The following is a 26,502-nucleotide window of genomic DNA, read 5'->3' as shown; positions in this document are numbered from 1 at the left end:
GATCAGGCCAGCTCCAGGCGCTGACTGCGGGTGTATTGGCGCGCCAGGGCCAGCACGCAAGTGAGCGAGATCGTGGCGATCAGGGTGTAGAACACCGCCATCGGCCACCATTGGCCAATGAAGGTATGGGCCAGCCAGGTGCCGATCAGCGGGGTAAGCCCGCCAGCGATGGCGCCACACACCTGGTAGGCCATGGAGATGGCGGTGTAGCGCACACGGGTTTCGAACATGCCGCTGACATAACCGGCGATGACCGCGTAGAACGAAGCCATGCAGGCTGCCGCCAGGGCGATACCCAGCACGATCAACGGGCCTTCGCCGGAGCTGACCAGCACGAACATCGGGTAAGGCGAAGCCATGGCCAGCAGGGCGACCAGCGCCAGGAAGCGCGTGGTACCGATTCTTTCCGATAGCCACGCTGCCAGCGGTTGCACGCAGAACTGGATGACAGCCACGAAGAACAGGCATTCAAGAATCAAGGCGCGTTCCAGGTGCAACTGCTGGGTGGTGTAGCTGATCATGAAGGTATTGGTGAAATAGACCCCGGCGATGCCCAGGGTATTGGCGCCGATGCACAGCAACAACGGGCGCCAGGCAGTACGCAGCACTTCCAGTACCGGGGCCTGCTCCTTGCGTTGAGTCTTCAGGGCCTGTTCACGGCTGGCGATGAACTCAGGCGACTCGTTGACCCCAAGGCGAATGGCCAGGCCTACCAGCAGCAACAGTGCACTGGCCAGGAACGGTACACGCCAGCCCCAGCTCATCAGCTCTGCTTCTGGCAACCGCGTGACGGCGCCAAAGGCCAACAGGGAAAGGATCAAACCCGCCGGGCTACCCAACTGGGCGAAGGAGGCGAAGAAGGTACGGCGCCCTTTGGGGGCATGCTCGCCAGCCATCAAGACCGCCCCACCCCACTCGCCGCCCACGGCAATGCCCTGGACGATGCGCAGCAAAATCAGCAGCACCGGCGCGGTTGTACCGATCTGGGCGTAGGTCGGCAGCAGGCCGATGCCGACCGTCACCACGCCCATCATCAACAGGGTGATGACCAGGGATTTCTTGCGACCAATACGGTCGCCGACATGGCCGAAGACAATGCCACCCAGCGGCCTGGCGAAAAAGCCTACGGCGAAGGTGCCGAAGGCGGCCATGGTGCTGAACAGGCTGTCGTCGGAGGGGAAGAACAAGGCACCGAACACCAACGCCGCGGCGGTAGCGTAAATGTAGAAATCGTACCACTCGATCATGGTGCCGATGAATGCGGCGGCAGCGGCCCGGCGCGGCTGGGGTGAAGCGGTAGGCTTCATGGATGGCTCCTTTGCTTGTTTTTCTGGCAGGAGTAAGTGAGTCACGGGAGCGCTCTGTCGGCGTCTAGGTGCGATTTATCGTTCCGAGGCTATGATTAGTCAATTTTCTATTTATTATTCCAACTATAAATCGAGCTTATTCTAGAGTCCCGCCATGTCCGACCGCCTGCTCAACGACCGCCTCGACTGGAACCTGCTGCGTACGTTTCGGGTGATTGGCCAGGAGTTGTCCATCAGCCGCGCCGCTGCCCGGCTGCACCTGACCCAACCTGCCGTGAGCCAGGCACTCAAGCGCCTGGAGGAACAACTCGGGCGCCAACTCATCGCCCGCCGGGGGCCGCGGTTCGTACTGACCGAAATGGGCGAGCAGCTGTTCCAGCTGGCCGGTGAGGTGTATGGGCAGATGTCGCAAATCAGCGGGCTGCTGGAGCAACCGGCCGATGAATTGGTGGGCAAGGTGCGCCTACTGATGATCAGCCGCATCGTCAGCGAGCGCTTCGATGATTTTCTCGCCGCCTTCCATCGCCAGCACCCAAGGGTGGAGGTGGAGATTGACGTGATGCGCAGCTCCGATATCGTCGCCGCCCTGCAGGAGAAGACCGCCACGGCAGGCCTTAGCCTCAACCGCCGGCCCCAGCCACGCCTGGAACAACGACTGTTCCTGCGTCAACGCTATGCGTTCTTCTGTGGCAAGCACCATCGTCTGTTCGGCCAGGCCGAAGGCGACTTGCAGCGGGAGAATTTCGTCAGCTTCACCAGCGACCAGATCGGCGGCATGCTGTCGCCGCTGACCATTTTCCGCGACCAACAGGGCTTTTCCGGGCGTATCGTGGCTTCGTCGCCCAGCCTGGAGGAAGTCCGCCGCCTGGTGATCGCGGGGTTCGGCATCGGCTGCCTGCCCGAGCACGTGGTGGCACCGGATGTGGCCGCGGGGCTGCTGTGGAAGCTGCCCCCGCACGAAGGCATTGCCGATGTGGACATCCACCTGCTGTGGAACCGCGAGCAACGCCTGAGCCGGGCCGAAGGTGTGTTCATCGAAGCATTGCAACGCGGTCTGGAGTAGGCGCCTACAACTGCGCCAGGCGCTCGCGCAGAAACGCCACGAACCCCTGCACCGGCCTGGCCACCTGCCGGTGCTGCGGATACACCGCCGACAACTGCAGGGGTGGCGGTGTCCAGGGCTCCAGCAGCGTCACCAGGCGCCCATCGGCCAATGCCTGCCCAACGATGAAGGTCGGCAGGTAGGTGATGCCCATGCCGGCGATCGCCGCATCCCTGAGCAGTTCACCATTGTTGGCACGCATCCGACCAGTGACCGCGATGCTTTGAGCCTTGCCCTGCCCCTTGAACTGCCACTGCACCTGACGTGCGTGGCCGTATGGCAGGCAATCGTGCTCGCTCACTGCCTCGGGCGTAATGGGCTGCCCCCGGGCTTGCAAGTAGGCTGGACTGGCGCAATACACCCGCTCGACACTGGCGATGCGCCGCGCCACCAAGCTTGAATCTTCCAGTGCGCCGATCCGCAATGCCAAGTCATAACCTTCGCCGATCAGGTCGACAGCGCGGTCGCTCAAGTCCACTTCGACGTCGACCTGCGGATGCAAGCGGAGAAACTCAGTCAGCAGGCATCCCAGGTGCGCCATGGCGAAAGACAGCGGCGCACTCAAACGCAAGGTACCGCGCAGGGCCTGAGCCTGGCCGCTGATGTCGTATTCTACCTGCTGCACTTCGCCCAGCAGACGCAAGGCCGACTGATAGTAATGCTGGCCCAGCGGCGTGGCATCCAGGCGTCGAGTCGAGCGATTGAGCAGGCGCACACCCAGGCGTTCTTCCAACTGCATCAAGCGTCGGCTGACCGATTGCTTGGACATGCCCAGGCGGTCGGCGGCAGCGGTGAAGCTGCCAGCTTCCATGACCTGGGCGAAGATCCGCATGTCTTCGTATGGGTTCATTGTCTCTCTCTACGTGACAGTAAAACGCTTTATACCGACTTTTTCCCACGAAGGCATCTCCCTACTCTATGCACAGGTCGCAGCGATGGCCCCCAGGCCAGGCAAGACGCCCACTCCAACACTTCATAGAAAAGGATTCGCACATGAACATTGTCCACAAAACCCTCACCGCCAGCCTTCTGGCCCTGTCCGTCTCCAGCGCATTTGCAGCGGGCAGCCCGGGTGTCGAACAGCACACTCAAGCCTTCCTCGAAGCCCTGGAACGCGGCGGCGGCAAGCCGCTCGAGCAACTCACCCCGAACGAAGCCCGTGCCGTGCTGACCGGTGCCCAGGCGTCGGTGAAGGTCGACCTGTCCGGCATCGAGGTCAAGGAACGCACCATCCAGGCCAACGGCCAGTCGATCAAGCTGCAGGTGGTGCGCCCAAGCAACGCTAAAGGCGAGTTGCCAGTGTTCATGTTCTTCCACGGTGGCGGCTGGGTACTCGGCGACTTCCCGACCCATCAGCGATTGATTCGCGACCTGGTGGTCGGCTCCGGTGCGGTGGCGATCTATGTGGACTACACCCCGTCGCCCGAAGCGCACTACCCCACTGCGATCGACCAGGCATATGCCGCGACCCGTTGGGTGGCCGAGCATGGCAAGGACATCGGCGTGGACGGCAAGCGCCTGGCCGTGGCAGGCAACAGCGTCGGCGGCAACATGGCGGCCGTCGTGGCACTCAAGGCCAAAGAGGCTGGCACGCCGGCGTTGCGCTTCCAGTTGCTGCTGTGGCCGGTGACTGACGCCAGCTTCGAGACGGGTTCTTACAAGCAGTTCGCCGAAGGGCACTTCCTCACCACCGGCATGATGAAGTGGTTCTGGGACAACTACACCACCGACGCCAATGCTCGCGCGCAGATCTACGCTTCGCCACTGCGGGCCAGCAGTGAGCAGTTGAAAGGCCTGCCGCCGGCGCTGGTGCAGACGGCCGAGTTCGACGTGCTGCGTGACGAAGGTGAAGCGTATGCCCGCAAGCTGGATGCCGCTGGCGTGACGGTGACTTCGGTGCGGTACAACGGGATGATTCACGACTATGGGCTGCTCAACCCGTTGAATCAGGTGCCGGCGGTTAAGGCGGCGATGAGGCAGGCGGCCACCGAACTTAAAATACATTTGCAGTGAGTCAACGATCAAAAGACCCGCCTTGGCGGGTCTTTTTCGGATCTACAATCTATCCAGTTCAATCAGCAGCCAAACTACAAAAAGCCATATACAACCGATTAGAAGACACCAGAATGATATCTGCAGCCTGCGCCTGAGATAGAGCGGGCAGTTTCGGCAGTCATCAGCATCCAACCACCCTTGGCGAATTCCTAAACCAAGCCAAACTGACGCCAACGTGACACCCGACACTATCATCGACCTTGTTCTAAGCGAAATAGTACTCCAATACGTAAAGTCCTCCACAAAGCCCTGGCTATTTTTAAATGCCTTGCATAGCACCTCGAAATGCCGGGAACCCGCTCTATGGTAGCCAATACCGACCCCAGTCAAACTGATGATGAAAGGTGCAAGCACAAACGCTATTTTCAAGCCAACGGGCACGTTCGATAGATCAATCATAGAGCGCCTCGTATGCCATTTCTCCTAAAACGTCGCCCACCGGTTCACCTAACGTGCTACCACCATAGGATCCACCACCAATCATCGCAATACCACAAACAGCCTTACCATAGACGCCAAAACGGCACACCGCTTTCGCTGCAAGAGACGCAAGCTGCCCCCCAGCGACTCCTCCAGCTAACCCTCCTGCAAAACTTCCCGCTTCTGTAAATCGAATTTTCTTACAGGCTTTGGTCTCACCTGATCGGCACGCTTCATAGACCTTCAAATAAGAAGACCCGGCACCCAGTCCGATTCCAACCCACCCTCCGTATTTGAGATACTTCGACACCTTCGCCACCTCGTCCAGGTGCGTCGCGTAGCCCGGTATCTGTCCTGACACGCCTGCCTTCTTCCAATGATGTACAACACTCTTGGACGAGATACCAAGATCACGGCGCAGACTGTCATAACTTCCCAAACCTAGCGGCTTGTTCAAAAAGGCCATGCGCAATTGGCTATCCAGTTGCTTTTAGAGCTCCTTGCGCGAGGCAAAGAACTCTGGGCTGTTCAGATGGCCATGCAGGGTAAATTGACGCTGGTGCAATGCTTCGATCCCTTTCAGAGTATTTGTTACCTGCCCCAGCCCCCGCTCAAGCATATCCATGCCAACGCCCATCGACTGGCTCGCGCCATTGAGTACACCTGCAATCTCGCTTAGGTGCCGCATCATAAAATTGGCTTCCTCGGGTCAAAGAATCGCCAGTGACGCTCTCGCTTCTTCCGCCACCATGATCAATTCGGTTTCCCCAGGGCTGCAGGTAAACTCGCTGCTCGGGCTGCCCAGCACAAAGATCTCGCCGGCCTTGAAGCCGTCAGCGAAGGTGGGATTCAAGCGCTGCAGCGATGAGAGGGGCAAAGGCTTTTGCATAGCCAGGCTCGCCAATACCTCCTCGAACGACATGCTGCGCTGAACGATATGAAAGCCCGATTCCAATCCAGAATCAGCAGCGCCGAGGGACCGTGTTGTCGGCGCAGCGACTGCTCTTGCCGTGGCCAAGCTCCGGCCTGACGGCATCGGCCCCCTAAGGGGCGCCACTACACGATTGCTGCCAGTCGGGCAGCCACATTTCACCAATGATCCATCCTCCGCCACGGGCTGCCCGAACGAGAGGAACAACTCGCTACCCTCTGCAATCACTCCTTCCTGGCCACACATCGGACAAGCCGTAGTGACATCACCTCGGCGAAGCACCTTCTGACCATTGAAGGTATAGCCACTGCCACTGGCCATGCAGATGGCCCCGGTGGTGGTCCTGTCCCCGTCTACTGCCTGGCCTTTACCGTCGATTTCATTACGTATGGAGTGCGATTCCCGAGTGGAAAATCCGGAAGCTAGCAGCCGAAATCCCCCTCCGAAGCGCGTCAGCGAAAATTAGGAACAGTACTACTGCCGCAAAAGAAATAGCCGTCAGAGCACGTCTACCGCTGTCATCCTGGACAAGACAGTAATACTCATTGAACCTAATTTATAAACACTTAAAGTGACAGTACGATTCTCCCATCAATTGCCCTGCGGCCCTTCCGGCCCCGGCTTTTCAAGGAGAGTCACCATGCTCACCCTGCGCAACGCCCAAGACCGTGGCATTGGCTTCCATGGCTGGCTGAAGTCGTTCCATACCTTTTCCTTCGGCCATTACCGTAACCCCGAAGAACAAGGTTTTTCCGACCTGCTGGTGATCAACGACGACCGTGTCATCGCCGGCAAAGGCTTCGGCGAGCACCCGCACCGAGACATGGAGATTTTCTCCTATGTGCTTGAAGGTGCACTGGAGCACAAGGACACCCTCGGCACCGGTTCGGTGATTCGCCCCGGCGATGTGCAACTGATGAGCGCGGGGCACGGTGTGGCCCACAGCGAGTTCAACCACAGCCTGACGGTGCCGGTACACTTCCTGCAGATCTGGATCGTGCCCAACGTCAGGGGCGCGACACCGCGTTACCAGCAGCGGCACTTCAGTGCAGAGGAAAAACGCGGCAGGTTGCGCTTGATCATCTCGCCCGATGGCGCCGAAGGCTCATTGCAGGTCCGCCAGAACGCGCGGGTGTATGCCGGGCTGTTCGATGGCGAGGAACGGGCGACCCTTAACCTGCGGGAAAACCGCCATGCCTATGTGCATGTCGCCCGGGGCAGCATCGCGCTCAATGGGCAGGCGCTGAATGAGGGGGACGGTGTGCGGGTTCGCCAAGAGCAAAGGCTGGAGCTGGCCAATGGCAATGATGCCGAAGTGTTGGTATTCGACCTGCGTCCACATGAGTTGCCTGGGATGCCTTGAAGGCTACCTCAGGCATTACTGGCCTACGGCGGGCAAGCCCGCCATAGGCCAGTCGCGAATGGCTCAGGGCTCGAAACCTTCGACGATGATCACCTCGGCCTTCGCCACCCCTTGGCGATGGCTGCAAGCCTGCTGGTACAACGCCGACCGATAACAGGCCACTGCCTGTTCATACGAATCGAACTCGATCACCACGCTACGCTGAGGCGTAGGCCTCCCCTCCATTGCCTCGCTACGCCCGCCACGAGCCAGGAAGCGTCCACCGAATGCCTTGAAGGCCGCCGGCGCACGCTGGGTGTACTGCTGGTATTGCTCGGGGTCGCTGACATCCACATGGGCGATCCAGTAAGCCTTCATCCGCTGATCTCCTGCTACGTCGATATTGTGTATGATGGTATACCATAAAAATCACCCCATCACAGCGAGCGTGCAGCATGGCATTCAACAGCATCGAAGAACTTCTCGAAGATTACCGGCAGGGCAAGATGGTGCTGCTGGTGGACGATGAAGACCGGGAAAACGAAGGCGACCTGCTGATTGCCGCCGAACGCTGTGACGCCCAGGCTATCAACTTCATGGCCCGCGAAGCGCGCGGCCTGATCTGCCTGACCCTCACCGACGATCACTGCCAACGCCTGGGCCTGGAACAGATGGTACCGGCCAACGGCAGTGTGTTCAGCACCGCCTTCACCGTGTCGATCGAAGCGGCCACCGGCGTCACCACTGGCATCTCCGCCGCCGACCGGGCCCGCACGGTGGCGGCAGCCATGGCTCCTGACGCCCGCCCGGAAGACCTGGTGCAGCCCGGCCACATCTTTCCCCTGCGCGCCCGCGAAGGCGGCGTCCTGACTCGTGCCGGGCATACCGAAGCCGGCTGCGACCTGGCGCGCCTGGCCGGCTTTGCCCCGGCATCGGTAATCGTCGAGGTGCTCAACGACGACGGCACCATGGCCCGGCGGCCCGACCTGGAAGTGTTTGCCGCCCGGCACGGCATCAAGATCGGCACCATCGCCGATTTGATCCACTATCGCCTGAGCACCGAGCAGACCATCAAGCGCATCGGCGAACGGGAGCTACCCACCGTCCACGGCACCTTCCGTCTGGTGACCTATGAAGACCGCATCGAAGGCGGTGTGCACATGGCGATGGTGATGGGTGACATCCGCCGCGAGCAGCCGACCCTGGTGCGTGTGCATGTGATCGACCCGCTGCGTGACCTGGTCGGTGCCGAGTACGCCGGCCCGGCCAACTGGACGTTGTGGGCGGCGCTCGAGAAGGTCGCCGAGGAAGGTGCAGGCGTGGTGGTGATCCTGGCCAACCACGAATCCTCCCAGGCCTTGCTCGAACGCGTGCCGCAACTGACCCAGCCGATACGGCCTTACCAGCGCGGACAATCGAAGGTGTACTCGGAGGTGGGTACCGGAGCGCAAATCCTCCAGGACCTGGGCGTGGGCAAGCTGCGTCACCTGGGGCCGCCACTGAAATACGCAGGGCTGGCAGGGTATGAGCTGGAAGTGGTGCAAAGCATTCCGTTCGAACCGGGGATCGCGGGCTGAACAACCTCCCCTTTTCCAATTGAGCCGGGCCGCTCCTGCAGAGGGCCCGCGTCGCAACCAGAACCTCGGAGTGATGGCCGGTAGCCTCATCCCTCTTGTCAAATGTTTGGAATACCATAATATGATATCCCGTAGACCTTGATTCAGCAGGCCGGCACCTACAATGACAAACGGCCAGAAGACACTTTGTTGAAGCTGCTCCCCGAACACTGTTGGCGGGCGCACCACAAGCCCCGCCTCGAATAACAAAAGCAACGAGGGCGTAACCATGCTGTTGAGCAAACGTGTAACCGCAGTGCTGTCCGCCAGCCTGCTGACCCTGGCATGTCAGGCCGTGCAGGCCGCCGACAGCCTCAACTTCGTCAGTTGGGGCGGCACCACCCAGGACGCCCAGAAAGAAGCATGGGCAGTCCCCTTCACCAAGTCGACCAACATCAAAGTCGTTCAGGACGGCCCGACCGATTACGGCAAGCTCAAGGCCATGGTCGAGAGCGGCAACGTGCAATGGGACGTGGTCGACGTCGAAGCCGATTTTGCACTGCGGGCTGCCAGCGAAGGCCTGCTCGAACCCCTGGACTTCAAACAGATCCAGCGCGACAAGATCGATCCTCGTTTCGTCTCCGACCACGGTGTCGGCTCGTTCTTCTTCTCCTTCGTGCTCGGCTACAACGAAGGCAAGCTCGGTGCCAACAAACCGGTCGACTGGAGCGCTCTGTTCGACACCAAGACGTACCCTGGCAAACGCGCCCTGTACAAATGGCCCAGCCCTGGCGTGCTGGAGCTTGCCCTGCTGGCCGACGGCGTAGCGCCCGACAAGCTCTACCCGCTGGACCTGGACCGCGCCTTCAAGAAACTCGACACCATCAAGAAGGACATCGTCTGGTGGGGCGGTGGCGCCCAGTCACAACAGCTGCTGGCCTCCGGAGAAGCGTCCCTGGGTCAGTTCTGGAATGGCCGGGTCTATGCCCTGCAGCAAGACGGTGCGCCGGTGGGTGTGAGCTGGAAGCAGAACCTGGTCATGGCCGATTTCCTGGTCATCCCCAAGGGCGCCAAGAACAAGGATGCGGCCATGAAGTTCCTGGCCAATGCCAGCAGCGCCGAGGGCCAGGCCGATTTCGCCAACAAGACCGCCTACGCCCCGGTGAACATCGACAGCGTCGGCAAACTCGACAAAGACCTTGCGCCAAACCTGCCGACCGCCTATGCCCAGGACCAGGTCACCCTGGATTTCGCCTACTGGGCCAAGAACGGACCGGCCATCGCGGCGCGCTGGAATGAGTGGCTGGTCAAATGAAAGTTGCCATCAACGCCCTGCATAACGCGCACGGTGCCCCCAGCGGCACCGGCGCTCCGGGAGCGGCCGCGTGCCGCCCAAGCCTGAGCCAACGCTGGAAAGGCAGCCGCAACCTGCTGCCTGCCCTGCTGTTCCTTGGCCTGTTCTTCTTCGCGCCGCTGGCCGGTCTGTTGCTGCGCGGAGTGCTGGAGCCGGTGCCGGGGCTGGGCAACTACGAGCAGCTGTTCGCAAACTCGGCTTACGCGCGCGTGCTCTTCAACACCTTCTCCGTCGCCGGCCTGGTGACCCTGATCAGCGTGCTGCTGGGCTTTCCGCTGGCCTGGGCAATCACCTTGGTGCCGAAGGGTTGGGGGCGCTGGCTGCTGAACATCGTGCTGCTGTCGATGTGGACCAGCCTGCTGGCGCGCACCTACTCATGGCTGGTGCTGCTGCAAAGCTCGGGGGTGATCAACAAGGCGTTGATGGCCATGGGCATCATCGATACGCCGCTGGAGATGGTGCACAACCTCACCGGCGTGGTGATCGGGATGAGCTACATCATGATTCCGTTCATCGTCCTGCCGCTGCAGGCGACCATGCACGCCATCGACCCGATGGTGCTGCAGGCCGGCTCGATCTGTGGTGCCAGTCCCTGGACCAACTTCTGGAAGGTGTTCCTGCCGCTGTGCCGCTCGGGGTTGTTCTCCGGTGCGTTGATGGTGTTCGTGATGTCGCTCGGTTACTACGTCACCCCGGCACTGCTGGGCGGTGCGCAGAACATGATGCTGCCTGAATTCATCATCCAGCAGGTGCAATCGTTCCTGAACTGGGGCCTGGCCAGCGCCGCCGCCGCACTGCTGGTGGTGATCACCCTGGTGCTCTTCTATCTGTACCTGAAGCTGCAGCCGGAATCTCCGGTTGGCAACGCGAGGTAAGCCGTCATGCTCCTGTCTCCCAACGCCATGGGCCGCCCGCTGCGTACTGGCCTGTACTTGACCACCGGGGTCATCGCGGCCTTCCTGCTGCTGCCGGTGGTATTCATCGTCCTATTGTCGTTCGGCTCATCCCAGTGGCTGGTGTTCCCACCACCAGGCTGGACCTTCAAATGGTATGGCCAGTTCTTCTCCAATCCCGAATGGATGGACGCCGCCCTGGCCAGCCTCAAGGTCGCCGTGCTGACCACCCTTGCCGCCGTGCTGCTGGGCCTGCCCACCGCCTTCGCCCTTGTACGCGGGCGCTTCCCTGGCCGTGAGTTGCTCTACGGCCTGTTCACCATGCCGATGATCGTGCCGCTGGTGATCATCGCCGTGGCGGTGTATGCGCTGTTCCTCAAGCTCGGCTACACCGGCACGCTGTTCGCCTTCGTGGTCAGCCATGTGATCGTCGCCCTACCTTTCACCATCATCTCGATCATCAACTCGTTGAAGTTGTTCGACCAGTCGATCGAGGATGCCGCGGTGATCTGCGGCGCCTCGCGCCTGCAGGCCATTTTCAAGGTCACCTTCCCCGCCATCCGCCCGGGAATGATCGCCGGCGGCCTGTTCGCCTTCCTGGTGTCCTGGGATGAAGTGGTGCTCAGCGTGATGATGGCGAGCCCCGACCTGCAGACACTGCCGGTAAAGATGTGGACCACCCTGCGTCAGGACCTGAGCCCGGTCATTGCCGTCGCATCGACGCTGCTGATCGGCCTGTCGCTTCTTGTCATGATTATTGCCGCCGCACTGCGCCGGCGCACCGAAGTCAACGCCTGAGTGCCCGGAGAGAACAACCATGAGTGCAGTGATCAAAGACAACGCGCACAACAAGACCCTGGTCAGCCTGCGCGGTCTGAACAAGCACTACGGCGACTTCACCGCCGTGGACAACCTCGACCTGGACATCCAGGACGGCGAGTTTCTCACCTTCCTGGGCTCCAGCGGCTCGGGCAAGTCCACCACCCTGTCGATGCTGGCCGGCTTCGAAACGCCCAGCAGCGGCGAGATTCTGGTCGAAGGCCAGTCGCTGGTGAACGTGCCACCGCACAAGCGCGACATCGGCATGGTGTTTCAGCGCTATTCGCTGTTCCCGCACCTGAACGTGCGCGACAACATCGCCTTCCCGCTGGCCATCCGCAAGCTCGGCGCCGCTGAGACCAACAAGCGCGTCGACGCCATGCTCAAGCTGGTACAGCTGGAGAAATTCGCCCACCGCAAACCCTCGCAGATGTCCGGCGGCCAGCAGCAGCGCGTAGCGATTGCCCGGGCGCTGGTGTACGAGCCCCGCATCCTGCTGATGGACGAACCGCTTGGTGCGCTGGACAAGAAGCTGCGTGAAGACCTGCAGGACGAGCTGCGCCAGCTGCACCGGCGCCTGGGCATCACCATCGTCTACGTGACCCACGATCAGGAAGAAGCCATGCGCCTTTCGCAGCGCATCGCCATTTTCAGCCACGGCAAGATCGTTGGCCTGGGTACCGGCTACGACCTTTACCAGAACCCGCCAAACGCGTTCGTGGCCTCGTTCCTGGGCAATTCCAACTTCCTGCGCATCAAGGCCAGCAGCAATGGGGCAGGCAGCTTCGAAGGCCAGCCGGTAGCCATTCGCCTGACGCCAGGCCTGACGGCCGGGCAAGACGCGCTGATCATGGTGCGCCCGGAAAAAGCCCTGGCACTGACGGCTGAACAAGCCGCTCGTGACTCGTTGCCAGCAGGTTGGAACGAGGTCAGCGCCAAGGTCGCGGAAGTACTGTTCCTCGGCGAAAGCCAGACCTGTCATGTGGTGACCGCCGGTGGTACCGAACTGACCGTCAAGGCGCTGTCTGCCGCGGGTATGCCCATGCAGCCGGGCGATACCGTGAAGGTTCGCTGGGCCGTGGCGGATGCCTGCGTGTACACCGAGTGGGCCGAAAGTGACCTGAGCAAATCCGCCGGCGCTCATTGATGCAGCGCCATCGCCGGCAAGCCGACGCTTCGTAGGAGCTGGCTTGCCGGCGATAAGCGGGCAAAGCCCTCCCTCCCGCCACCCGCTGTCACATTTCAGTCACGCCCCTGTCGTAATCTGCCGGGCACTCCTGTGCCAAAGGTCCCCGGCATGCATCGCCTGCTCATCCTGCTCATCCCGTTGCTACCGCTGATGGCCCTGGCCGAACCGGCGCACCTGCGTATTCAGGGTTCCAACACCATCGGCGCGGCCTTGTTGCCGGCACTTGTCGAAAGCTTGTTGCAGTCGCAACACGCCACGGCCATCCAGCGATTGCCCGGAGCGGTACCTAACGAGAGTGTGATCCAGGCACAGGATACCCAAGGCCGCGCCCTGCGGATCGACATCGCCGCGCACGGTTCGAGCACCGGCTTCACCGCCCTGGGCCGCGGCGAGGCTGACCTGGCCGCGGCCTCCCGCCCCATCAACGACGCCGAAGCCAACCAGCTGCATGCCTTGGGCGACCTGCGCGCGGCGCGTGCCGAGCAAGTCATCGGCCTGGACGGTGTGGCGGTGATCGTCCATCCCGACAACCCCTTGCCGCAACTGACCACCCAACAATTGGCCGAAGTCTTCTCCGGGCACATTCAGCGCTGGGAGCAGCTGGGCGTAGTCGGCGGCGAGATTCACAGGTATGCCCGGGACGAGCGCTCCGGCACGTTCGAGACCTTCAAGGCAATGGTACTGGACCGGCACCAGGCCAGCTTGATGCCGCAGACCCAGCGCTTCGAGTCCAGCGACGAACTGGCCGAACGGGTCGCTGGCGATCGCCAGGCCATCGGCTTCAGTAGCCTGGCAGCGGCGCACGGCGCCAAGGTGCTGGCAATCGCCGAGGGTGATGCGCCCGCGATGCGCCCGGAGCGCGCGCTGGTGGCCAATGAAGATTACCCGTTGTCGCGCAGGTTGTATTTCTACCTGCCCGCCAATGCCACACCCATGGCCCGGGCATTGGCCGACTTTGCCCAGAGCCCGGCCGGCCAGGCGATCGTCGCCGCACAGGGTTTCGTTTCTCAACAGGTCACGGCCCAGTCAGTGCCGCCACACACCAACATGCCACCGCGCTATCGCACCCTGGCCCTGAAAGCGCAGCGACTGAGCGTCAACTTCCGCTTCCAGGAAGGCAGTGCCAGCCTCGACACCAAGGCACTGCGCGACGTGCAGCGGGTGGCCGACTACCTGCGCCAGAACGCAAAGCTGCACACCAAGGCAGTGCTGGTGGGCTTTGGCGACCCCAAGGAAACGCCCGGGCGCGCCGCCCTGCTGTCACGTCTGCGAGCCCTGGCGGTAAGACGCGAGCTGGCCAGGGGCGGCGTCGAAGTCCTGGAGATAACCGGTATGGGCGACGAACTGCCTGTGGCCGGCAACGACCTGGAACAGGGCCGTTTGCGCAACCGGCGGGTGGAAGTGTGGGTCTACTGAAACCCCAGGTTTAGCCGTTGGCGCCCTGCCCAACAACGCAGTGGCCGAACGGGCTATCGGCCGCCGTCTTGGTCACCACAGGCCGGATTGCATGCGCGCCTGGACTCAAAGGATGGCGTCCAGCAGCCGGTACCAGGCAATGCCAACGCCCAGGTACAAGCGCTGCAGACCATGGAGCGGTATCGGCCGAATCGGCGTCACCGGAAACGGAAAATGCTCGGCCTGCCCAAGCAAGCGCTCGGCCAGATGGCGGCCAAGGGTCGTCGACATGGCAATGCCTCGACCGTTGTAGCCCAGCAGGATGCTCAGGCCAGGGGCCGGCTCATGCAGGTGCGGCAGGAAATCCTGGGTCAGCGCCACCCGCCCAGCCCACTGGTACTCGAACTCGACATCCTTCAAGTGCGGGAACAGCCCCACCACTGAGCGGCGCAGATGATTCCAGTCAGTGGCCGCACGCGGTTCTGCAAATGGCCCTCGCCCGCCCAGCAACAGGCGTCCTTGTGCGTCCTGCTTGAAATACACCAGCAGGCGCCGGGCATCGGAGCAGACTTCGCCCCCCGGCAAAATCGTGCGACGCAACTGCTCAGGCAACGGCCGGGTGGCGACGATGAAACTGTTCGCCGGCAGCAGCGTCTGCCGCAACTTCGGCCACAGATCGTCCGTGTAGCCATTGGTGGCCAGCACAACCCGTTCGGCTGTGACCATGCGGCGGGTATCGGTGGTGAGCGTCCACCCACTGCTGTCACGACGCAAGCCGGTCACCCGGTTATGGCCATGGATCTGCACGCCTTCGCTCAACGCCGCCCGCGCCAGGCCGCGCACGTAGCTCAGCGGCTGGACACTACCGGCACGCGGGTCGACCCAGGCACCGAGGTAGTCATAACTGCCTATACGCTGGCTCACACGGCCCTGGTCGAGCAGCTCGACAGGCACACCGCGCTTGCGCCATTGCTCGGCGCGCCGCTCGATCGCACGCATGGCGGCCAGCGTCGCAGCCGGCTGGATCCAGCCCTTGCGGGTCGCGTCGCACTGAATGCCGTAACGCTGGATGAGCGCGAAGACTTCATCGGCAGCGCCACCCGCCACGTCGACCAAGCGCTGCCCCTGCACCGGGCCGAAGAGGCGCAGCAAGTCTTCCGGGTCATGCTTGAGGCCCGGAATGACCTGCCCGCCATTGCGCCCGGAGGCGCCCCAGCCAGGCTCGCCGGCATCCAGCACACAAACCCGCACACCCTGGCGGGCCAGGTGCAGGGCCGTCACCAACCCTGTGTAACCGGCACCGACCACGGCGACATCCACCTGCTTGTCGTCATCCAGTGGCGGTGTATGCACCCCCGGCGTGGCAGTGGCCGCCCATAATGAGGCAGGCAATGCCAGTTGCGCAGCACTCATGCCTGGCCCCCTTCACTGGTCAGCAAACGTCGCAGGAAGTCCTGGGTACGCTGTTGCTGAGGCGCCCCGAGCACCTCGCGGGCCGGGCCCTCTTCGATGATCCTGCCGCCGTAGAGGAAGCAGACCTTGTCAGCGACCTCACGGGCAAAGCCCATCTCGTGGGTCACCACCACCATGGTCATGCCTTCATCTGCCAGTTTTCGCATCACCGCCAGCACTTCACCTACCAACTCCGGGTCCAGCGCCGAAGTCGGCTCATCGAACAGAATCGCCTTGGGCCGCATGGCCAGCGCACGGGCGATGGCAACGCGTTGCTGCTGCCCCCCGGAAAGCTCGTCGGGGTAGGCGTCCATACGGTGGGCCAGGCCTACCTTCTCCAGCAGTGCCCGAGCATGTTCGCGGGCGGCTTGCGGGTTTTCCCTTTTCACATACACCGGACCTTCCATGACGTTCTGCAACGCAGTGCGGTGCGGAAACAGGTTGAAGCGTTGGAACACCATGGCCACCTGACTGCGGATGGAGTGGATGCTTTTGGCATTGCGGTCCACCCGTTCGTCTTCGACCAGGATGTCGCCACCTTCGTAGGTCTCCAGCCCGTTGATGCAGCGCAGCAAGGTGGACTTTCCCGAACCCGATGGGCCGATCAGGCACACCACCTGACCGCTGTCGACGTTCAGGTCGATGCCTTCGAGCACAGGTGTACTGCCGTAGCTTTTATGCAGAGACTGAATGCTGATCATGCGTGCTTCCTCGTGGCGATACGCGTTTCGAGACGGCGCAGGGCATACGACAGGGGCAGGCTCAGGGACAAGTAGAGCAATGCCACCAGGGTGTAGACGGTCATGTTCTCGAAGGTCGACGAGGCAATCAGCTGGCCGGCACGGGTCATCTCGGCAACGGTGATGGTCGACACCAGGGACGAGTCCTTGAGCATCATCACCAAGGTGTTGCCGTAGGGCGGCAAGGCAATACGCAACGCCTGTGGCAGCACGACCCGGCGCATGATCATCGGCCCACGCATGCCAAGGGACTCGGCCGCCTCGATCTGGCCCTGTTGAATGGCCTGTATGCCGGCGCGGAAATTCTCCGCCTGGTACGCCGAGTAGGCGATACCCAAGCCGATGATGCCCGCATGCAAGGCGCTGAGTTGAATGCCGAATTCAGGCAGCACGAAGTAGATGTAGAACAACTGCACGATAATCGGCAGGCCACGGATGACGTTGACCAGGGTGATGCCGCACAGGGCGACGGCGCGCACCTTCGACACCATCATCAGGGCAAAGCCCAAACCAATCAGGGAACTGAGCAGGAACGAGGCAATCGTGACCTGCACGGTGACCACCGCGCCATTGAGCAGAATGGGCAGGAAGTCCAGAGCATTCTGGAAGAACATAAGCGTGTCCGGGATGGATGTACCTAAGAGACGGCGCCCTTTCTGGGCACCGGAGGATGACGACCGTCAGTCGAGCTTCCACTTGGCGATGATGCCGGCCAGCGTGCCGTCGGCCTTGATGCTGGCGATACCCTTGTTGACCTGTGCCAGCATCTGCGGGTCGCCCTGGCGCATGATCAGGCACACCTGGCCCTTGAGGTGCGGCTGGTAACTCTCGACCAGGCGCACTTTCTTCAATGTGCCCTGCGCCATCTGATACGCCAGGATCGGGTGATCACCGAAGCCGGCCTTGATCCGACCCAGCGCCAGGTCACGGGTGAGGTCGGCGAGCGAGTCGTAGCCACGCACTTCCTTGAAGATGCCACGGCGATTCAGTTCGTCGATGAAAACGGTCCCCACCTGGGCTCCCACCACTTCGCCCTTGAAGTCATCCATACTGGTGTAGGCCTTGTCATCGTCGGCACGCACCATCAGCCCCTCACCGTACTCGAACACCGGTTCCGAATACTGCACGACTTTCTCCCGCTCTGGCGTGCGCAGCATGGCCGCTGAAATCAGGTCGATCTTACGAGCTGTCAGCGAAGGGATCAGCGCCGCGAAATTGGTCTGGGCAATTTCCACTTCAAAGCCCGCCGCCTTGGCCACGGCCTCAGCCGAGTCGACCATCATGCCCTGGATACTGTTGCTCTTCACATCAAGGAAAGTGAACGGAACGCCGGTGGCAGTGGCGCCCACTTTGTAGGTCTCGGCCTGGGCGACCAAGGCGGTGGCACAACTGGCGACCAGGGCCAGAGCGCAAGTGACTGCTCGAAGACGTGGATACATGCTGAACACTCCCATTTCACGCGACTTATTGTGTTTATGCGTAGGGTTGGCCTCAGGTATCGGCAGGAGGCATGTTTTTTACTATAAACAATTTACAAAAATCGTAAAGAGATTTACAAATATCGCATATCGATATTAAAGAAGCGGAAATGGATGATTCAACGTATGAACGATAGCGAAAGCAGCCTGTTCAATCAGTCATTGGAGAAGGGTTTGGCCGTGCTCCGAGCGTTCAATGCCCGCCGCCGTACCATGAACCTGGCAGAGGTGGCCGAGGCCGCCGGCATCAACAAGAGTTCGGCGCAGCGCATGATCTACACCCTCGAAGCCCTGGGCTATGTGAGCAAGCATCCGCTGAGCAAACGTTTCCAGCTCACTCCGGAAGTGATGGAGATCGGCTACAACTACCTGGCCGCCGACACCTTGGTGGACGTGGCCAACCCCTTCCTCGCGGAACTGGCGCAAACTACCGGCGAAACCACCAACCTGACCGAGCCCGTGCGCACCGACATGCTCTACGTGGCGCGGTTCGTAGGCCCCAAGTTCATCCCCATCCACTTACCGATCGGTAGTCGCATACCGATGTACTGCACGGCTTCCGGCCGCGCTTACCTGAGCGCTCTGGAAGAGGATGAAGTCAAGGCGCTGCTGGCGCGCAGCGAGCTCATCCGCCATACCCACCTCACCCGCACCAGCCCCGAGCAGATTCTTGAGGCGATTGCCGAGGTCCGGTGCAAGGGATATGCGATCAACAGCGAAGAACTGTTCCTCGGTGACATGGCCGTGGCTGCCCCCGTGCGAAACAGCCAAGGCCGGCCTGTTGCGTCCGTGCATGTGGTGGCGCCCACCAGTCGCTGGTCGGTGGAAGATGCCGAGCGCCGACTGGCGCCGGCCGCTCTCGAATGCGCGCGCGCCATCAGCACATCGATCAGGGCCCTTTAGGGCGCGCTGCACGCAAAAAAATGTAACAGCTCACCATTCGGCTTCGCGGGGAATTGGGTCTAGGCTCAGAACCATGTGATACCGGGCCCCTCTGACGGCTGCCGAGCCGCCATGTCGGATCACTGTTGCCATGCAACGTCGACATTCAAGGAGGGGCTCATGACAGCTCTGCAGACATTCCTCACCACCCCGTTCCTCGGCACCAGCACTTGGTTGTGGCTGGTGTTCATGGCCATCGTCATCGGTTTGCTGGTGCTTGACCTGGGGGTTCTGCACCGCCAGGACCGCGAGATCGAAATGCGCGAAAGCCTGTTGTTGTACTCAGGCTATTTCAGCGTCGGCGTGCTGTTCGGGGCCTGGGTCTGGTTCGAACTGGGGTCGCAGGCGGCGTTAGAGTTCTATACCGGTTTTCTGGTCGAGCAGTCATTGTCGATGGACAACGTGTTCGTCATGGCCATGATCTTCGGCTTCTTCGCCATCCCCCGCCGTTACCAGCACCGCGTCCTGTTCTGGGGCATCCTTGGCGTCGTGGTGTTGCGCGCGATCATGATCGGCGTGGGCGCAGCGCTGGTGCAGAACTTTGCCTGGGTGTTGTATGTGTTCGGCGCGTTCCTGCTGTTCACCGGGGTCAAGATGGCGTTCTCCAGGCAAGAAAGCCATCCGGATCTTGCCAACAACCCAGTGCTCAAGTTCGTGCGCCGGCACATGCGCGTCACGGACCAGATCCATGGCTCGCACTTTTTCGTACGCCTCAAGCCCCCAGGCCACACCAAGGCCCTGCATTATGCCACGCCGCTGTTCCTGGCCCTGGTACTGATCGAACTGGCCGACCTGGTGTTCGCGGTGGATAGCGTGCCGGCGATTTTCGCCATTACCCAGGACCCCTTCATCGTCTATACCTCCAACATCTTCGCCATCCTTGGCCTGCGCTCGCTGTACTTCGCCCTGGCCGCACTGATGCACCGCTTCGTCTACCTCAAGTACGCGTTGGCGCTGGTGCTGATCTTCATCGGCTGCAAGATCTTCTACCACGGCATGGTGGGCAAGGTACCGGCGTTGCTGTCGTTGGGCGTGACATTCGGGTTGTTGCTCGGCGGGGTCGTGTTGTCGTTGTTCAGGACGCGTAGGAGTGCACCGGAAGCTGCTCAGCCACCCATGGATCAGACGCAAGGCAAGGCCGTGAACGTGAACAAGGAAGAGGATCCGCAAATGAGGGTGTGAGCCAGAGCCGGGGGCCGCTTTGCGGATGCACTGGCCCCCAAGGCCTGCTGCATTTGCAGAGTTAGAAGCGATGACCAACACGCCATGATGAAAGGAATGATCAAGAACGCGCTCTTCAATGACGGCGACCACTTTTCAAACTCAATCATCCATCACCTCATGAATGACTTGCCCCACCTGCTCTCCCAGCGCGACCTTTCAGGCGTCAAGAAACGCCAATTTCATCCATGAAGCCGTCGACAAACCACACCAACCGCTGATGCCGCTGAGCCGCCAGTCGTGCGCCCTCGCCGGTCTGAAACCCCGACGCCAGCGTCAGCAATTTGTTGGGAAAGTGCTCAAGACTGAACTGACGATCCTGGTAGTCGCGGCCTTTGGCCTTGGGATTGTTCGGGTCATACAGCGCCGTACCCATGCGGCCACCGACGTAGAAGCAGCGGGCAATACCGACCATGCCGAGGGCGTCGAGGCGGTCGCTGTCCTGCAGGATCTTCGCTTCCAGGGTATCGGCTGGCAGATGGGCGCTAAAGCTGTGCGCGGCAATGGCGTGGCGAACCGCCTCGATGCGTGGCGTGGGCCAGTTCAAAGCTGCGAGTATCTGCGCCGCCTTGCTGGCGGACAGCCGCGAGGCCTGACTGCGTTGGGGTGAGTCTTTTTCCACGGCCACACAATCGTGCAGCACGGTTGCGGCCAGCAACACCTCCAGGTCCCCGCCCTCTACCGCGTGGATCCTGCGTACGTTGGCCCACACTCGGTGCAGGTGCGCCAGGTCATGGGCGCCGTCATCCGTGGCTTCAGGCATGTGCGCCTGCAACGCATCCGCAAGAAATTGGAGGGGGTGGAACGGTGAGTGACTCATTTACATCCTGGCCGTGGCAAATCGGAGACAGCGGCGGCAAGCCGCCCCTCGCAGGACGGCACATACCGCAATGATGTAGCAGGGACCTGTGGGGGCGGGTTCACCCGCGAACACTGGCAAAGCCAGGGCCATGCACCGCGTCGAATGCTTCGCGGGCAACCCGCACAGAAACTGCGTGATCAGCACAGACTAGCGCAACATCGACGGCGGCACGTACTTACCGATTTCATACTTGCCAATCGCCGCCCGGTGCACTTCGTCCGGCCCATCGGCCAAGCGCAGGGTGCGCTGCATGGCGTACATGTAGGCCAACGGAAAATCACCGCTCACCCCTGCCCCACCATGTATCTGGATTGCCCGGTCGATCACCTTCAAGGCCACGTTCGGAGCCACCACCTTGATCTGGGCGATTTCGCTGCGCGCCACTTTGTTGCCGACGGTATCCATCATATAGGCCGCCTTCAGGGTCAGCAGCCGCGCCATGTCGATTTCCATCCGCGAGTCGGCGATCTTGTCGATGTTGCCGCCCAGTCGTGCCAATGGCCGGCCGAACGCTGTTCGCTCGACCGAGCGCCTGCACATCAACTCCAGTGCCCGTTCAGCCATGCCGATCGACCGCATGCAATGGTGAATGCGGCCGGGGCCCAGGCGTCCCTGGGCAATTTCAAAGCCGCGGCCCTCGCCGAGGATGACATTCTCGTAGGGCACCCGCACATCCTCGAACAGCACCTCGGCATGACCATGGGGTGCATCGTCATAACCGAACACCGGCAATGGTCGGACGATGTTCACCCCAGGTGCATCGGTCGGCACCAATACCATCGAATGCTGCTGGTGACGCGGCCCATCGGGATTGGACAGGCCCATGAAGATCATCACCTTGCAACGCGGGTCGCAGGCGCCGGAGGTCCACCACTTGCGACCGTTGATCACCCACTCATCCCCATCGCGCACGGCGGTGGCAGCCATGTTGGTGGCATCCGATGAGGCAACGTCCGGTTCGGTCATGGCGAACGCCGAACGGATCTCGCCGCGCAGCAGCGGCTCGAGCCACTGGCGCTTCTGCGCCTCGCTGCCGTAGCGGACCAGCACCTCCATGTTGCCGGTGTCCGGCGCCGAGCAGTTGAACGGCTCCGGGCCGAGCAGTGAGCGGCCCATGATCTCGGCCAGCGGCGCATATTCCAGGTTGCTCAACCCCGCGCCGTACTCCGACTCGGGCAGGAACAGGTTCCACAGGCCTTCGGCGCGGGCCTTGGCCTTGAGCTCTTCCATGATCGCAGTCGGCTGCCAACGGTCACCCTCGGCGACCTGCCGCTCGAACACCGGTTCGGCGGGATAGACATGAGTGTCCATGAACGCAGCGACGCGTTCGCGCAGGGCCTGGACCTTGGGTGAATAGGCGAAATCCATCTGGGCTACCTTCACGGTTCGAAATACATGGACCAGAGCCTAGAACAGCCGGCCTTCATCCACCTAGTCTATTTTCTACGTGTATAAACATTCATAACCGATATATGATCGACCCATAATTCCAACAAAGAGCGGCGCCTATGAACCTCAGCAAGGTCGACCTCAACCTGTTCATCGTTTTCGACGCGATCTACACCGAAGCCAACCTGACCCGCGCCGGGCAGATCGTCGGCATCACCCAGCCGGCGGTGTCCAACGCCCTGTCACGGCTGCGCGAAACCTTCAACGATCCACTGTTCGTCCGCACCGCCCAGGGCATGGTGCCTACCCCCATGGCGCAGAACATCATTGGCCCGGTGCGCAACGCCCTGGCGCTGCTGCGAACCTCGGTGCAGGAAAGCCGCATCTTCAACCCGCAGCAAGCCAACAAGACCTTCCGCATCAGCATGACCGACCTCACCGAAGCGGTGATCCTGCCGCCGTTGTTCCAGCGTCTGCGCCGCCAGGCCCCCTCGGTGCTGATCGAGAGTTTTCTGTGCAAGCGCCGCGAGACCACCAAGGAGCTGGCCGCCGGTAGACTGGATTTCGCCGTCGATGCGCCCTTGAACACCGACCCGCAGGTACGCCATGTCAAACTGATGCAAGACCGCTACGTCTGCGCGTTGCGCCAGGGCCATCCGCTGGCTGAAGCCAAGTTGACGCTCGACAGTTACCTAGGCATGACCCACATCCACATCTCCAGCCGCCGCAACGGCCTGGGCTATGTCGACCTGGCGCTGGGCAAGATGGGCGTGCAGCGCAAGGTTGCCTTGCGTTCACAGCACTACTTGATGGCATCGCAGGTGCTGCAGCAAACCGACATGGTGATGACCGTTCCCGAGCGATTCGCCCGTCGCCATCAGTTGCGCTATCAACCGCTGCCGGTCGACGTGCCACCGCTGGAAACGCACCTGTATTGGCACGAAAGCACTGATCAGGACCCGGCCAATCGTTGGATGCGCGAACAGATCATCGAGCTGTGCGAGCGCGTGGTGCTCGAGGAGGAGAAAGCGCTACAATCGGCATGACAACGACGGGAGAACAATTTTCTACCTCAAGGCCTTGCAATAGAGAAATTTTTTCAAGGTTGGCCGACGGGACCCACCATTGAGCAAAACATTTCGGGCAGCAGCGGGTACGCTTTCATCAAAGATCGCCATATCCACGGCAACAGAAACGGACCCGCCCCAATGCCCAGTGCCCCGCTTTACTTCGATTACGCTGCCACCACGCCGGTCGACGACCGGGTCATCGAAACCTTGGTTTCCTGCCTGAGCCGCCATACGAATTTCGGTAACCCCGCCTCCAGCGGCCACGCCTATGGCCAGGCGGCTCGCGATGCCGTTGAAAAGGCGCGCCAGCAGGTCGCTGATCGCGTGGGCGCCAAAGCGAGCGAGCTGGTCTGGACCTCCGGCGCCACCGAGTCCAACAACCTTGCACTCAAGGGCATAGCCCTAGGTGCCGGGCAACCCGGCCACTTGATCACCAGCCGATTGGAGCACAAGGCAGTGCTAGACACTGTCGCCGAACTGGCTCGCCAAGGCTGGGCGGTCACTTACCTGACGCCGGACGAAGACGGGCTGATCCAGCCGCAGGCCGTACAGGCTGCGCTGCGCGACGACACCCGTCTGGTGTCGTTGATGGCCGTGAACAACGAACTGGGAACCATCACCGACTTCGCCGCCATCGGCGAGCATGTGCGAGCGCACGGGGCTTTGCTGCATGTGGATGCAGCACAGGCTGTGGGCAAGCTGCCCATCGACCTGGGCAGCCAGGCGGTTGACCTGATGTCGTTCTCCGCTCACAAGGTCTATGGCCCCAAAGGCATCGGTGCGCTGTATGTGGGGCCACGCGCATTTCCATGGATGCGTGCACAGATGCACGGCGGAGGTCATGAACAGGGCTTGCGCTCCGGGACCCTGGCCACCCACCAGATCGTCGCGATGGGCACCGCGTTCGCGCTGGCCGGTCAGCCGGGCGACGGCGAACACCAGCGTATCGAACGGCTGGCCGAACGCCTGCGTGCAGGCTTGCTGGCGTTGCCGGGGGTGAGCCTCAACGGCAGCCGTACACAGCGCATCCCGCACACCTTGAACCTGTGTATCGAGGCCAAAGGGTTCAACAGTGCAGCCTTGGCCAGCGAGCTTGCGCTTTCGACCACCTCGGCGTGCAACTCGGCAAGCAACGCCGCGTCGCACGTGCTGTTGGCGCTGGGGTTGGACGAAGCGCTGGCGCGCAAGAGCGTGCGCATCAGCCTAGGACGGTTCACCACCGAGGCCGAGGTGGACAAGGCCGTCGAAGTCTTCTCGCGGGTGGTGACGGCGGCTTCGCAGGCATTGTGGTAAGGCCACGTTACGTTTCGGTCGCAACACAGGGCGCACGGGATTAACATGGTCGCCTTCCAGCGCGGCCGATGGCCGCCCCTTGCCTGACTGTCCGCCAAAAATCCATGCCCTTCGAACTCACCGTAGAACCGCTTACCCTGCTGATACTTGCCCTGGTCGCCTTCGTCGCCGGTTTCATCGATGCCATCGCCGGTGGCGGTGGCCTGCTGACCACGCCGGCCTTGCTCACCGCTGGCATGCCGCCGCACTTGGTACTGGGCACCAACAAACTCAGCTCGACCTTCGGTTCGGCTACCGCCGGTTTCACCTACTACCGACGCAAGCTGTTCCACCCTGCCCAATGGCGTCGGGCACTGCTCGGCACACTGGTGGGTGCCTTGATCGGTGCGGTGGTCGCCCACTACATGCCCGCCGAATGGCTGAACAAGATGCTCCCGGTCATCGTCTTCGCCTGCGGTATCTACCTGTTGTTCGGTGGCACGCCCAAGGCGCCCCTGGACGCCGATGCGCCAATCAAGAAGAAGTGGCAGTTACCCCAGGGCTTCACCCTGGGCTTCTATGACGGTGTGGCCGGCCCCGGCACCGGCGCGTTCTGGACCGTGAGCACCTTGCTGCTCTACCCCATCGACTTGGTACGGGCCAGCGGTGTGGCGCGCAGCATGAACTTCGTCAGCAACATCGCGGCGCTGACGGTGTTCATCATTTCCGGGCAGGTGGACTACATCGTCGGCTTGTGCATGGGTCTGTCGGTGATGGTCGGTGCCTTCTTCGGCGCACGCACAGCGATCAGCGGCGGCAGCAAGTTCATCCGCCCGGTGTTCATCACCGTGGTGCTGGCCTTGACCGTGCGCCTAGCGTGGCAGCACTGGTTCGGGCAGGCCTAAACGACGCGCCACATACAGGTCGATCAGGTATCGGGCGATGGAGCGCCCGGCCGGCAGGGGTGGCAGTTCATGCACGCTGAACCACTTGGCGTCTTCGATCTCGTCCGGCTGCATGACGATCTCGCCCCCCGCGTACTCGGCATGGAAACCCAGCATCATCGAATGCGGGAACGGCCAGCACTGGCTCCCGATGTACTGGATGTCCTTCACCTCAACCGCGACCTCCTCACGCACTTCACGCACCAGGCAATCCTCGGCCGACTCACCAGGCTCGGCGAAGCCGGCCAGTGTGCTGTAGACACCGCTCACGAAACGTGGCGAACGGGCCAGCAGGATCTCGTCGCCACGGGTCACCAGCACGATCATGCTCGGCGAGATACGCGGGTAGCTACGCAGGTCGCAGGGCTGGCAATACATCGCCCGCTCCCAGCGAATTTGCGTCATCGGCTGGCCGCAACTGCCGCAAAAACGGTGCTCGCGCGCCCAGGTGCCGATCTGCGCGGCATAGCCCAGAATCTTGTAGGTCTCGAAATCGCCTTCGAGCATGAACGAACGCAGCCCGCGCCAATGGCAACCCGGCACCTCGCTGGCGCTGCGCAGTTCGAGCAGGAACACGGGCTCGCCGTCGAAGTGGCCGATACCCTGCTCGCACAGCACGTCCAGGTCCTGGCGCTTGAGCCAGTCCCGGGGGAACAGCGCGCCATTGTCATCCAGCAGGAACCCGTCCGGGCTGCGGGCGACGGCAAGTCCCCCGGTGATTTGCGGGTCGAGTACTGCGGTGATCCAGCGAGCTGACATGTGGAGGTTC

Annotated in this window: 27 protein-coding genes and 1 pseudogene; 14 read left to right on the top strand and 14 right to left on the bottom strand. The window is 61.9% G+C overall.

Annotated features, from left to right (window positions below; all coding sequences use genetic code 11):
* Window positions 1-2: 2 nt before the first annotated feature.
* Complete coding sequence (locus P3R38_RS10085; RefSeq protein WP_023380057.1) at window positions 3-1,307, bottom strand: MFS transporter; 1,305 nt, start codon at window positions 1,305-1,307, stop codon at window positions 3-5.
* 154 nt (window positions 1,308-1,461) lie between these two features.
* On the opposite strand from P3R38_RS10085, the gene P3R38_RS10080 reads away from it, so the two are divergent.
* Window positions 1,462-2,370, top strand: a complete 909-nt coding sequence (locus tag P3R38_RS10080) for a LysR family transcriptional regulator (RefSeq protein ID WP_277687100.1) — start codon at window positions 1,462-1,464, stop codon at window positions 2,368-2,370.
* 4 nt (window positions 2,371-2,374) lie between these two features.
* Here the strand turns inward: P3R38_RS10080 and P3R38_RS10075 are convergent, their stop codons facing one another.
* Window positions 2,375-3,259, bottom strand: coding sequence for a LysR family transcriptional regulator (locus P3R38_RS10075; protein ID WP_023380055.1), 885 nt, complete (start codon window positions 3,257-3,259; stop codon window positions 2,375-2,377).
* Window positions 3,260-3,402: 143 nt separating this feature from the next.
* Here P3R38_RS10075 and P3R38_RS10070 point away from each other — a divergent pair, with 143 nt between their 5' ends.
* The gene (locus tag P3R38_RS10070; protein WP_023380054.1) at window positions 3,403-4,422 is read left to right on the top strand and encodes an alpha/beta hydrolase; all 1,020 of its coding nucleotides are present in this window, start codon (window positions 3,403-3,405) and stop codon (window positions 4,420-4,422) included.
* Between the two features lie 433 nt (window positions 4,423-4,855).
* Here P3R38_RS10070 and P3R38_RS25105 read toward each other — a convergent pair whose 3' ends face one another.
* From P3R38_RS25105 to P3R38_RS25090, 4 genes and pseudogenes are all read right to left on the bottom strand, one after another.
* The gene (locus P3R38_RS25105) at window positions 4,856-5,350 is read right to left on the bottom strand and encodes a hypothetical protein (protein ID WP_347176213.1); all 495 of its coding nucleotides are present in this window, start codon (window positions 5,348-5,350) and stop codon (window positions 4,856-4,858) included.
* Between the two features lie 24 nt (window positions 5,351-5,374).
* Window positions 5,375-5,575, bottom strand: a complete 201-nt coding sequence (locus tag P3R38_RS25100; RefSeq protein WP_347176212.1) for a hypothetical protein — start codon at window positions 5,573-5,575, stop codon at window positions 5,375-5,377.
* 18 nt (window positions 5,576-5,593) lie between these two features.
* Window positions 5,594-5,806 carry a hypothetical protein gene (locus P3R38_RS25095; RefSeq protein ID WP_244880951.1) on the bottom strand — a complete coding sequence of 71 codons (213 nt, stop codon included), beginning with the start codon at window positions 5,804-5,806 and terminating at the stop codon, window positions 5,594-5,596.
* Window positions 5,807-6,019: 213 nt separating this feature from the next.
* Window positions 6,020-6,136 (bottom strand): annotated as a pseudogene (locus P3R38_RS25090) (hypothetical protein); the annotation flags it as partial.
* A gap of 319 nt (window positions 6,137-6,455) precedes the next feature.
* Here P3R38_RS25090 and P3R38_RS10060 point away from each other — a divergent pair.
* Complete coding sequence (locus P3R38_RS10060) at window positions 6,456-7,178, top strand: pirin family protein (protein ID WP_023380052.1); 723 nt, start codon at window positions 6,456-6,458, stop codon at window positions 7,176-7,178.
* A gap of 63 nt (window positions 7,179-7,241) precedes the next feature.
* Here the strand turns inward: P3R38_RS10060 and P3R38_RS10055 are convergent, their stop codons facing one another.
* Window positions 7,242-7,535 (bottom strand): DUF1330 domain-containing protein, encoded by a 294-nt coding sequence (locus P3R38_RS10055; RefSeq protein WP_023380051.1) that lies wholly within the window; start codon window positions 7,533-7,535, stop codon window positions 7,242-7,244.
* A 77-nt stretch (window positions 7,536-7,612) separates the two neighbouring features.
* On the opposite strand from P3R38_RS10055, the gene ribBA reads away from it, so the two are divergent.
* The 6 genes from ribBA to P3R38_RS10025 all read left to right on the top strand — a co-directional run bounded on the left by ribBA (window position 7,613) and on the right by P3R38_RS10025 (window position 14,384).
* Window positions 7,613-8,734: a bifunctional 3,4-dihydroxy-2-butanone-4-phosphate synthase/GTP cyclohydrolase II gene (ribBA, locus tag P3R38_RS10050; protein ID WP_023380050.1), complete on the top strand. Its 1,122-nt coding sequence runs from the start codon at window positions 7,613-7,615 to the stop codon at window positions 8,732-8,734.
* A 268-nt stretch (window positions 8,735-9,002) separates the two neighbouring features.
* On the top strand, window positions 9,003-10,028 hold the full coding sequence (locus P3R38_RS10045; RefSeq protein WP_023380049.1) for an ABC transporter substrate-binding protein: 1,026 nt from the start codon (window positions 9,003-9,005) through the stop codon (window positions 10,026-10,028).
* Window positions 10,025-10,942, top strand: coding sequence for an ABC transporter permease (locus P3R38_RS10040; RefSeq protein WP_023380048.1), 918 nt, complete (start codon window positions 10,025-10,027; stop codon window positions 10,940-10,942). Before P3R38_RS10045 ends, P3R38_RS10040 begins: the two co-directional genes overlap by 4 nt.
* A gap of 6 nt (window positions 10,943-10,948) precedes the next feature.
* Window positions 10,949-11,758, top strand: coding sequence for an ABC transporter permease (locus tag P3R38_RS10035; protein ID WP_023380047.1), 810 nt, complete (start codon window positions 10,949-10,951; stop codon window positions 11,756-11,758).
* 19 nt (window positions 11,759-11,777) lie between these two features.
* Window positions 11,778-12,926 (top strand): ABC transporter ATP-binding protein, encoded by a 1,149-nt coding sequence (locus P3R38_RS10030; protein WP_104881914.1) that lies wholly within the window; start codon window positions 11,778-11,780, stop codon window positions 12,924-12,926.
* Window positions 12,927-13,076: 150 nt separating this feature from the next.
* On the top strand, window positions 13,077-14,384 hold the full coding sequence (locus tag P3R38_RS10025) for a substrate-binding domain-containing protein (RefSeq protein WP_023380045.1): 1,308 nt from the start codon (window positions 13,077-13,079) through the stop codon (window positions 14,382-14,384).
* A gap of 105 nt (window positions 14,385-14,489) precedes the next feature.
* Here the strand turns inward: P3R38_RS10025 and P3R38_RS10020 are convergent, their stop codons facing one another.
* The 4 genes from P3R38_RS10020 to P3R38_RS10005 form a co-directional block, all read right to left on the bottom strand.
* Window positions 14,490-15,776, bottom strand: coding sequence for an FAD-binding oxidoreductase (locus tag P3R38_RS10020; RefSeq protein ID WP_277687099.1), 1,287 nt, complete (start codon window positions 15,774-15,776; stop codon window positions 14,490-14,492).
* Entirely contained in the window at window positions 15,773-16,516 is a 744-nt protein-coding gene (locus tag P3R38_RS10015) for an amino acid ABC transporter ATP-binding protein (RefSeq protein ID WP_023380043.1), read from the bottom strand. The genes P3R38_RS10020 and P3R38_RS10015 overlap by 4 nt, the downstream gene beginning before the upstream one ends.
* Window positions 16,513-17,169 (bottom strand): amino acid ABC transporter permease, encoded by a 657-nt coding sequence (locus P3R38_RS10010; RefSeq protein ID WP_023380042.1) that lies wholly within the window; start codon window positions 17,167-17,169, stop codon window positions 16,513-16,515. Before P3R38_RS10010 ends, P3R38_RS10015 begins: the two co-directional genes overlap by 4 nt.
* A 66-nt stretch (window positions 17,170-17,235) precedes the next feature.
* Complete coding sequence (locus P3R38_RS10005) at window positions 17,236-17,994, bottom strand: ABC transporter substrate-binding protein (protein ID WP_041925634.1); 759 nt, start codon at window positions 17,992-17,994, stop codon at window positions 17,236-17,238.
* 165 nt (window positions 17,995-18,159) lie between these two features.
* Here P3R38_RS10005 and P3R38_RS10000 point away from each other — a divergent pair, with 165 nt between their 5' ends.
* Both P3R38_RS10000 and P3R38_RS09995 read left to right on the top strand, forming a co-directional pair.
* Window positions 18,160-18,936: an IclR family transcriptional regulator gene (locus P3R38_RS10000; protein WP_104882577.1), complete on the top strand. Its 777-nt coding sequence runs from the start codon at window positions 18,160-18,162 to the stop codon at window positions 18,934-18,936.
* A gap of 159 nt (window positions 18,937-19,095) precedes the next feature.
* A complete protein-coding gene (locus tag P3R38_RS09995; RefSeq protein WP_023380039.1) occupies window positions 19,096-20,157 on the top strand; it encodes a TerC family protein in 1,062 nt (353 codons plus the stop codon).
* A 205-nt stretch (window positions 20,158-20,362) separates the two neighbouring features.
* On the opposite strand, the gene P3R38_RS09990 is transcribed toward P3R38_RS09995, so the two are convergent.
* Window positions 20,363-21,016 (bottom strand): HD domain-containing protein, encoded by a 654-nt coding sequence (locus P3R38_RS09990; protein ID WP_104881916.1) that lies wholly within the window; start codon window positions 21,014-21,016, stop codon window positions 20,363-20,365.
* A 189-nt stretch (window positions 21,017-21,205) separates the two neighbouring features.
* A complete protein-coding gene (locus P3R38_RS09985; RefSeq protein ID WP_023380037.1) occupies window positions 21,206-22,426 on the bottom strand; it encodes an acyl-CoA dehydrogenase in 1,221 nt (406 codons plus the stop codon).
* Between the two features lie 140 nt (window positions 22,427-22,566).
* Between P3R38_RS09985 and P3R38_RS09980 the strand changes: the two genes are divergently transcribed.
* From P3R38_RS09980 to P3R38_RS09970, 3 genes are all read left to right on the top strand, one after another.
* Window positions 22,567-23,493: a LysR family transcriptional regulator gene (locus tag P3R38_RS09980; protein WP_023380035.1), complete on the top strand. Its 927-nt coding sequence runs from the start codon at window positions 22,567-22,569 to the stop codon at window positions 23,491-23,493.
* A gap of 162 nt (window positions 23,494-23,655) precedes the next feature.
* Complete coding sequence (locus P3R38_RS09975) at window positions 23,656-24,810, top strand: aminotransferase class V-fold PLP-dependent enzyme (RefSeq protein ID WP_023380034.1); 1,155 nt, start codon at window positions 23,656-23,658, stop codon at window positions 24,808-24,810.
* 104 nt (window positions 24,811-24,914) lie between these two features.
* Complete coding sequence (locus tag P3R38_RS09970; RefSeq protein WP_027907024.1) at window positions 24,915-25,694, top strand: TSUP family transporter; 780 nt, start codon at window positions 24,915-24,917, stop codon at window positions 25,692-25,694.
* On the opposite strand, the gene nudC is transcribed toward P3R38_RS09970, so the two are convergent.
* The gene (nudC, locus tag P3R38_RS09965) at window positions 25,662-26,492 is read right to left on the bottom strand and encodes an NAD(+) diphosphatase (RefSeq protein ID WP_023380031.1); all 831 of its coding nucleotides are present in this window, start codon (window positions 26,490-26,492) and stop codon (window positions 25,662-25,664) included. The two genes, P3R38_RS09970 and nudC, sit on opposite strands and share 33 nt — an antisense overlap.
* Window positions 26,493-26,502 lie beyond the last annotated feature (10 nt).

The organism is Pseudomonas sp. NyZ480 (assembly GCF_029537255.1).
In the GTDB taxonomy this organism is placed as follows: domain Bacteria; phylum Pseudomonadota; class Gammaproteobacteria; order Pseudomonadales; family Pseudomonadaceae; genus Aquipseudomonas; species Aquipseudomonas taiwanensis.
This window is presented reverse-complemented; position numbering and strand designations above follow the sequence as displayed.

What these genes read in the sequence shown, in the direction of transcription:
- P3R38_RS10085 (WP_023380057.1), bottom strand. Translation starts at nt 1,307, where the DNA reads ATGAAGCCTACCGCTTCACCCCAGCCGCGCCGGGCCGCTGCCGCCGCA.
- P3R38_RS10080 (WP_277687100.1), top strand. Translation starts at nt 1,462, where the DNA reads ATGTCCGACCGCCTGCTCAACGACCGCCTCGACTGGAACCTGCTGCGT.
- P3R38_RS10075 (WP_023380055.1), bottom strand. Translation starts at nt 3,259, where the DNA reads ATGAACCCATACGAAGACATGCGGATCTTCGCCCAGGTCATGGAAGCT.
- P3R38_RS10070 (WP_023380054.1), top strand. Translation starts at nt 3,403, where the DNA reads ATGAACATTGTCCACAAAACCCTCACCGCCAGCCTTCTGGCCCTGTCC.
- P3R38_RS25105 (WP_347176213.1), bottom strand. Translation starts at nt 5,350, where the DNA reads ATGGCCTTTTTGAACAAGCCGCTAGGTTTGGGAAGTTATGACAGTCTG.
- P3R38_RS25100 (WP_347176212.1), bottom strand. Translation starts at nt 5,575, where the DNA reads ATGATGCGGCACCTAAGCGAGATTGCAGGTGTACTCAATGGCGCGAGC.
- P3R38_RS25095 (WP_244880951.1), bottom strand. Translation starts at nt 5,806, where the DNA reads ATGTCGTTCGAGGAGGTATTGGCGAGCCTGGCTATGCAAAAGCCTTTG.
- P3R38_RS10060 (WP_023380052.1), top strand. Translation starts at nt 6,456, where the DNA reads ATGCTCACCCTGCGCAACGCCCAAGACCGTGGCATTGGCTTCCATGGC.
- P3R38_RS10055 (WP_023380051.1), bottom strand. Translation starts at nt 7,535, where the DNA reads ATGAAGGCTTACTGGATCGCCCATGTGGATGTCAGCGACCCCGAGCAA.
- ribBA (WP_023380050.1), top strand. Translation starts at nt 7,613, where the DNA reads ATGGCATTCAACAGCATCGAAGAACTTCTCGAAGATTACCGGCAGGGC.
- P3R38_RS10045 (WP_023380049.1), top strand. Translation starts at nt 9,003, where the DNA reads ATGCTGTTGAGCAAACGTGTAACCGCAGTGCTGTCCGCCAGCCTGCTG.
- P3R38_RS10040 (WP_023380048.1), top strand. Translation starts at nt 10,025, where the DNA reads ATGAAAGTTGCCATCAACGCCCTGCATAACGCGCACGGTGCCCCCAGC.
- P3R38_RS10035 (WP_023380047.1), top strand. Translation starts at nt 10,949, where the DNA reads ATGCTCCTGTCTCCCAACGCCATGGGCCGCCCGCTGCGTACTGGCCTG.
- P3R38_RS10030 (WP_104881914.1), top strand. Translation starts at nt 11,778, where the DNA reads ATGAGTGCAGTGATCAAAGACAACGCGCACAACAAGACCCTGGTCAGC.
- P3R38_RS10025 (WP_023380045.1), top strand. Translation starts at nt 13,077, where the DNA reads ATGCATCGCCTGCTCATCCTGCTCATCCCGTTGCTACCGCTGATGGCC.
- P3R38_RS10020 (WP_277687099.1), bottom strand. Translation starts at nt 15,776, where the DNA reads ATGAGTGCTGCGCAACTGGCATTGCCTGCCTCATTATGGGCGGCCACT.
- P3R38_RS10015 (WP_023380043.1), bottom strand. Translation starts at nt 16,516, where the DNA reads ATGATCAGCATTCAGTCTCTGCATAAAAGCTACGGCAGTACACCTGTG.
- P3R38_RS10010 (WP_023380042.1), bottom strand. Translation starts at nt 17,169, where the DNA reads ATGTTCTTCCAGAATGCTCTGGACTTCCTGCCCATTCTGCTCAATGGC.
- P3R38_RS10005 (WP_041925634.1), bottom strand. Translation starts at nt 17,994, where the DNA reads ATGTATCCACGTCTTCGAGCAGTCACTTGCGCTCTGGCCCTGGTCGCC.
- P3R38_RS10000 (WP_104882577.1), top strand. Translation starts at nt 18,160, where the DNA reads ATGAACGATAGCGAAAGCAGCCTGTTCAATCAGTCATTGGAGAAGGGT.
- P3R38_RS09995 (WP_023380039.1), top strand. Translation starts at nt 19,096, where the DNA reads ATGACAGCTCTGCAGACATTCCTCACCACCCCGTTCCTCGGCACCAGC.
- P3R38_RS09990 (WP_104881916.1), bottom strand. Translation starts at nt 21,016, where the DNA reads ATGAGTCACTCACCGTTCCACCCCCTCCAATTTCTTGCGGATGCGTTG.
- P3R38_RS09985 (WP_023380037.1), bottom strand. Translation starts at nt 22,426, where the DNA reads ATGGATTTCGCCTATTCACCCAAGGTCCAGGCCCTGCGCGAACGCGTC.
- P3R38_RS09980 (WP_023380035.1), top strand. Translation starts at nt 22,567, where the DNA reads ATGAACCTCAGCAAGGTCGACCTCAACCTGTTCATCGTTTTCGACGCG.
- P3R38_RS09975 (WP_023380034.1), top strand. Translation starts at nt 23,656, where the DNA reads ATGCCCAGTGCCCCGCTTTACTTCGATTACGCTGCCACCACGCCGGTC.
- P3R38_RS09970 (WP_027907024.1), top strand. Translation starts at nt 24,915, where the DNA reads ATGCCCTTCGAACTCACCGTAGAACCGCTTACCCTGCTGATACTTGCC.
- nudC (WP_023380031.1), bottom strand. Translation starts at nt 26,492, where the DNA reads ATGTCAGCTCGCTGGATCACCGCAGTACTCGACCCGCAAATCACCGGG.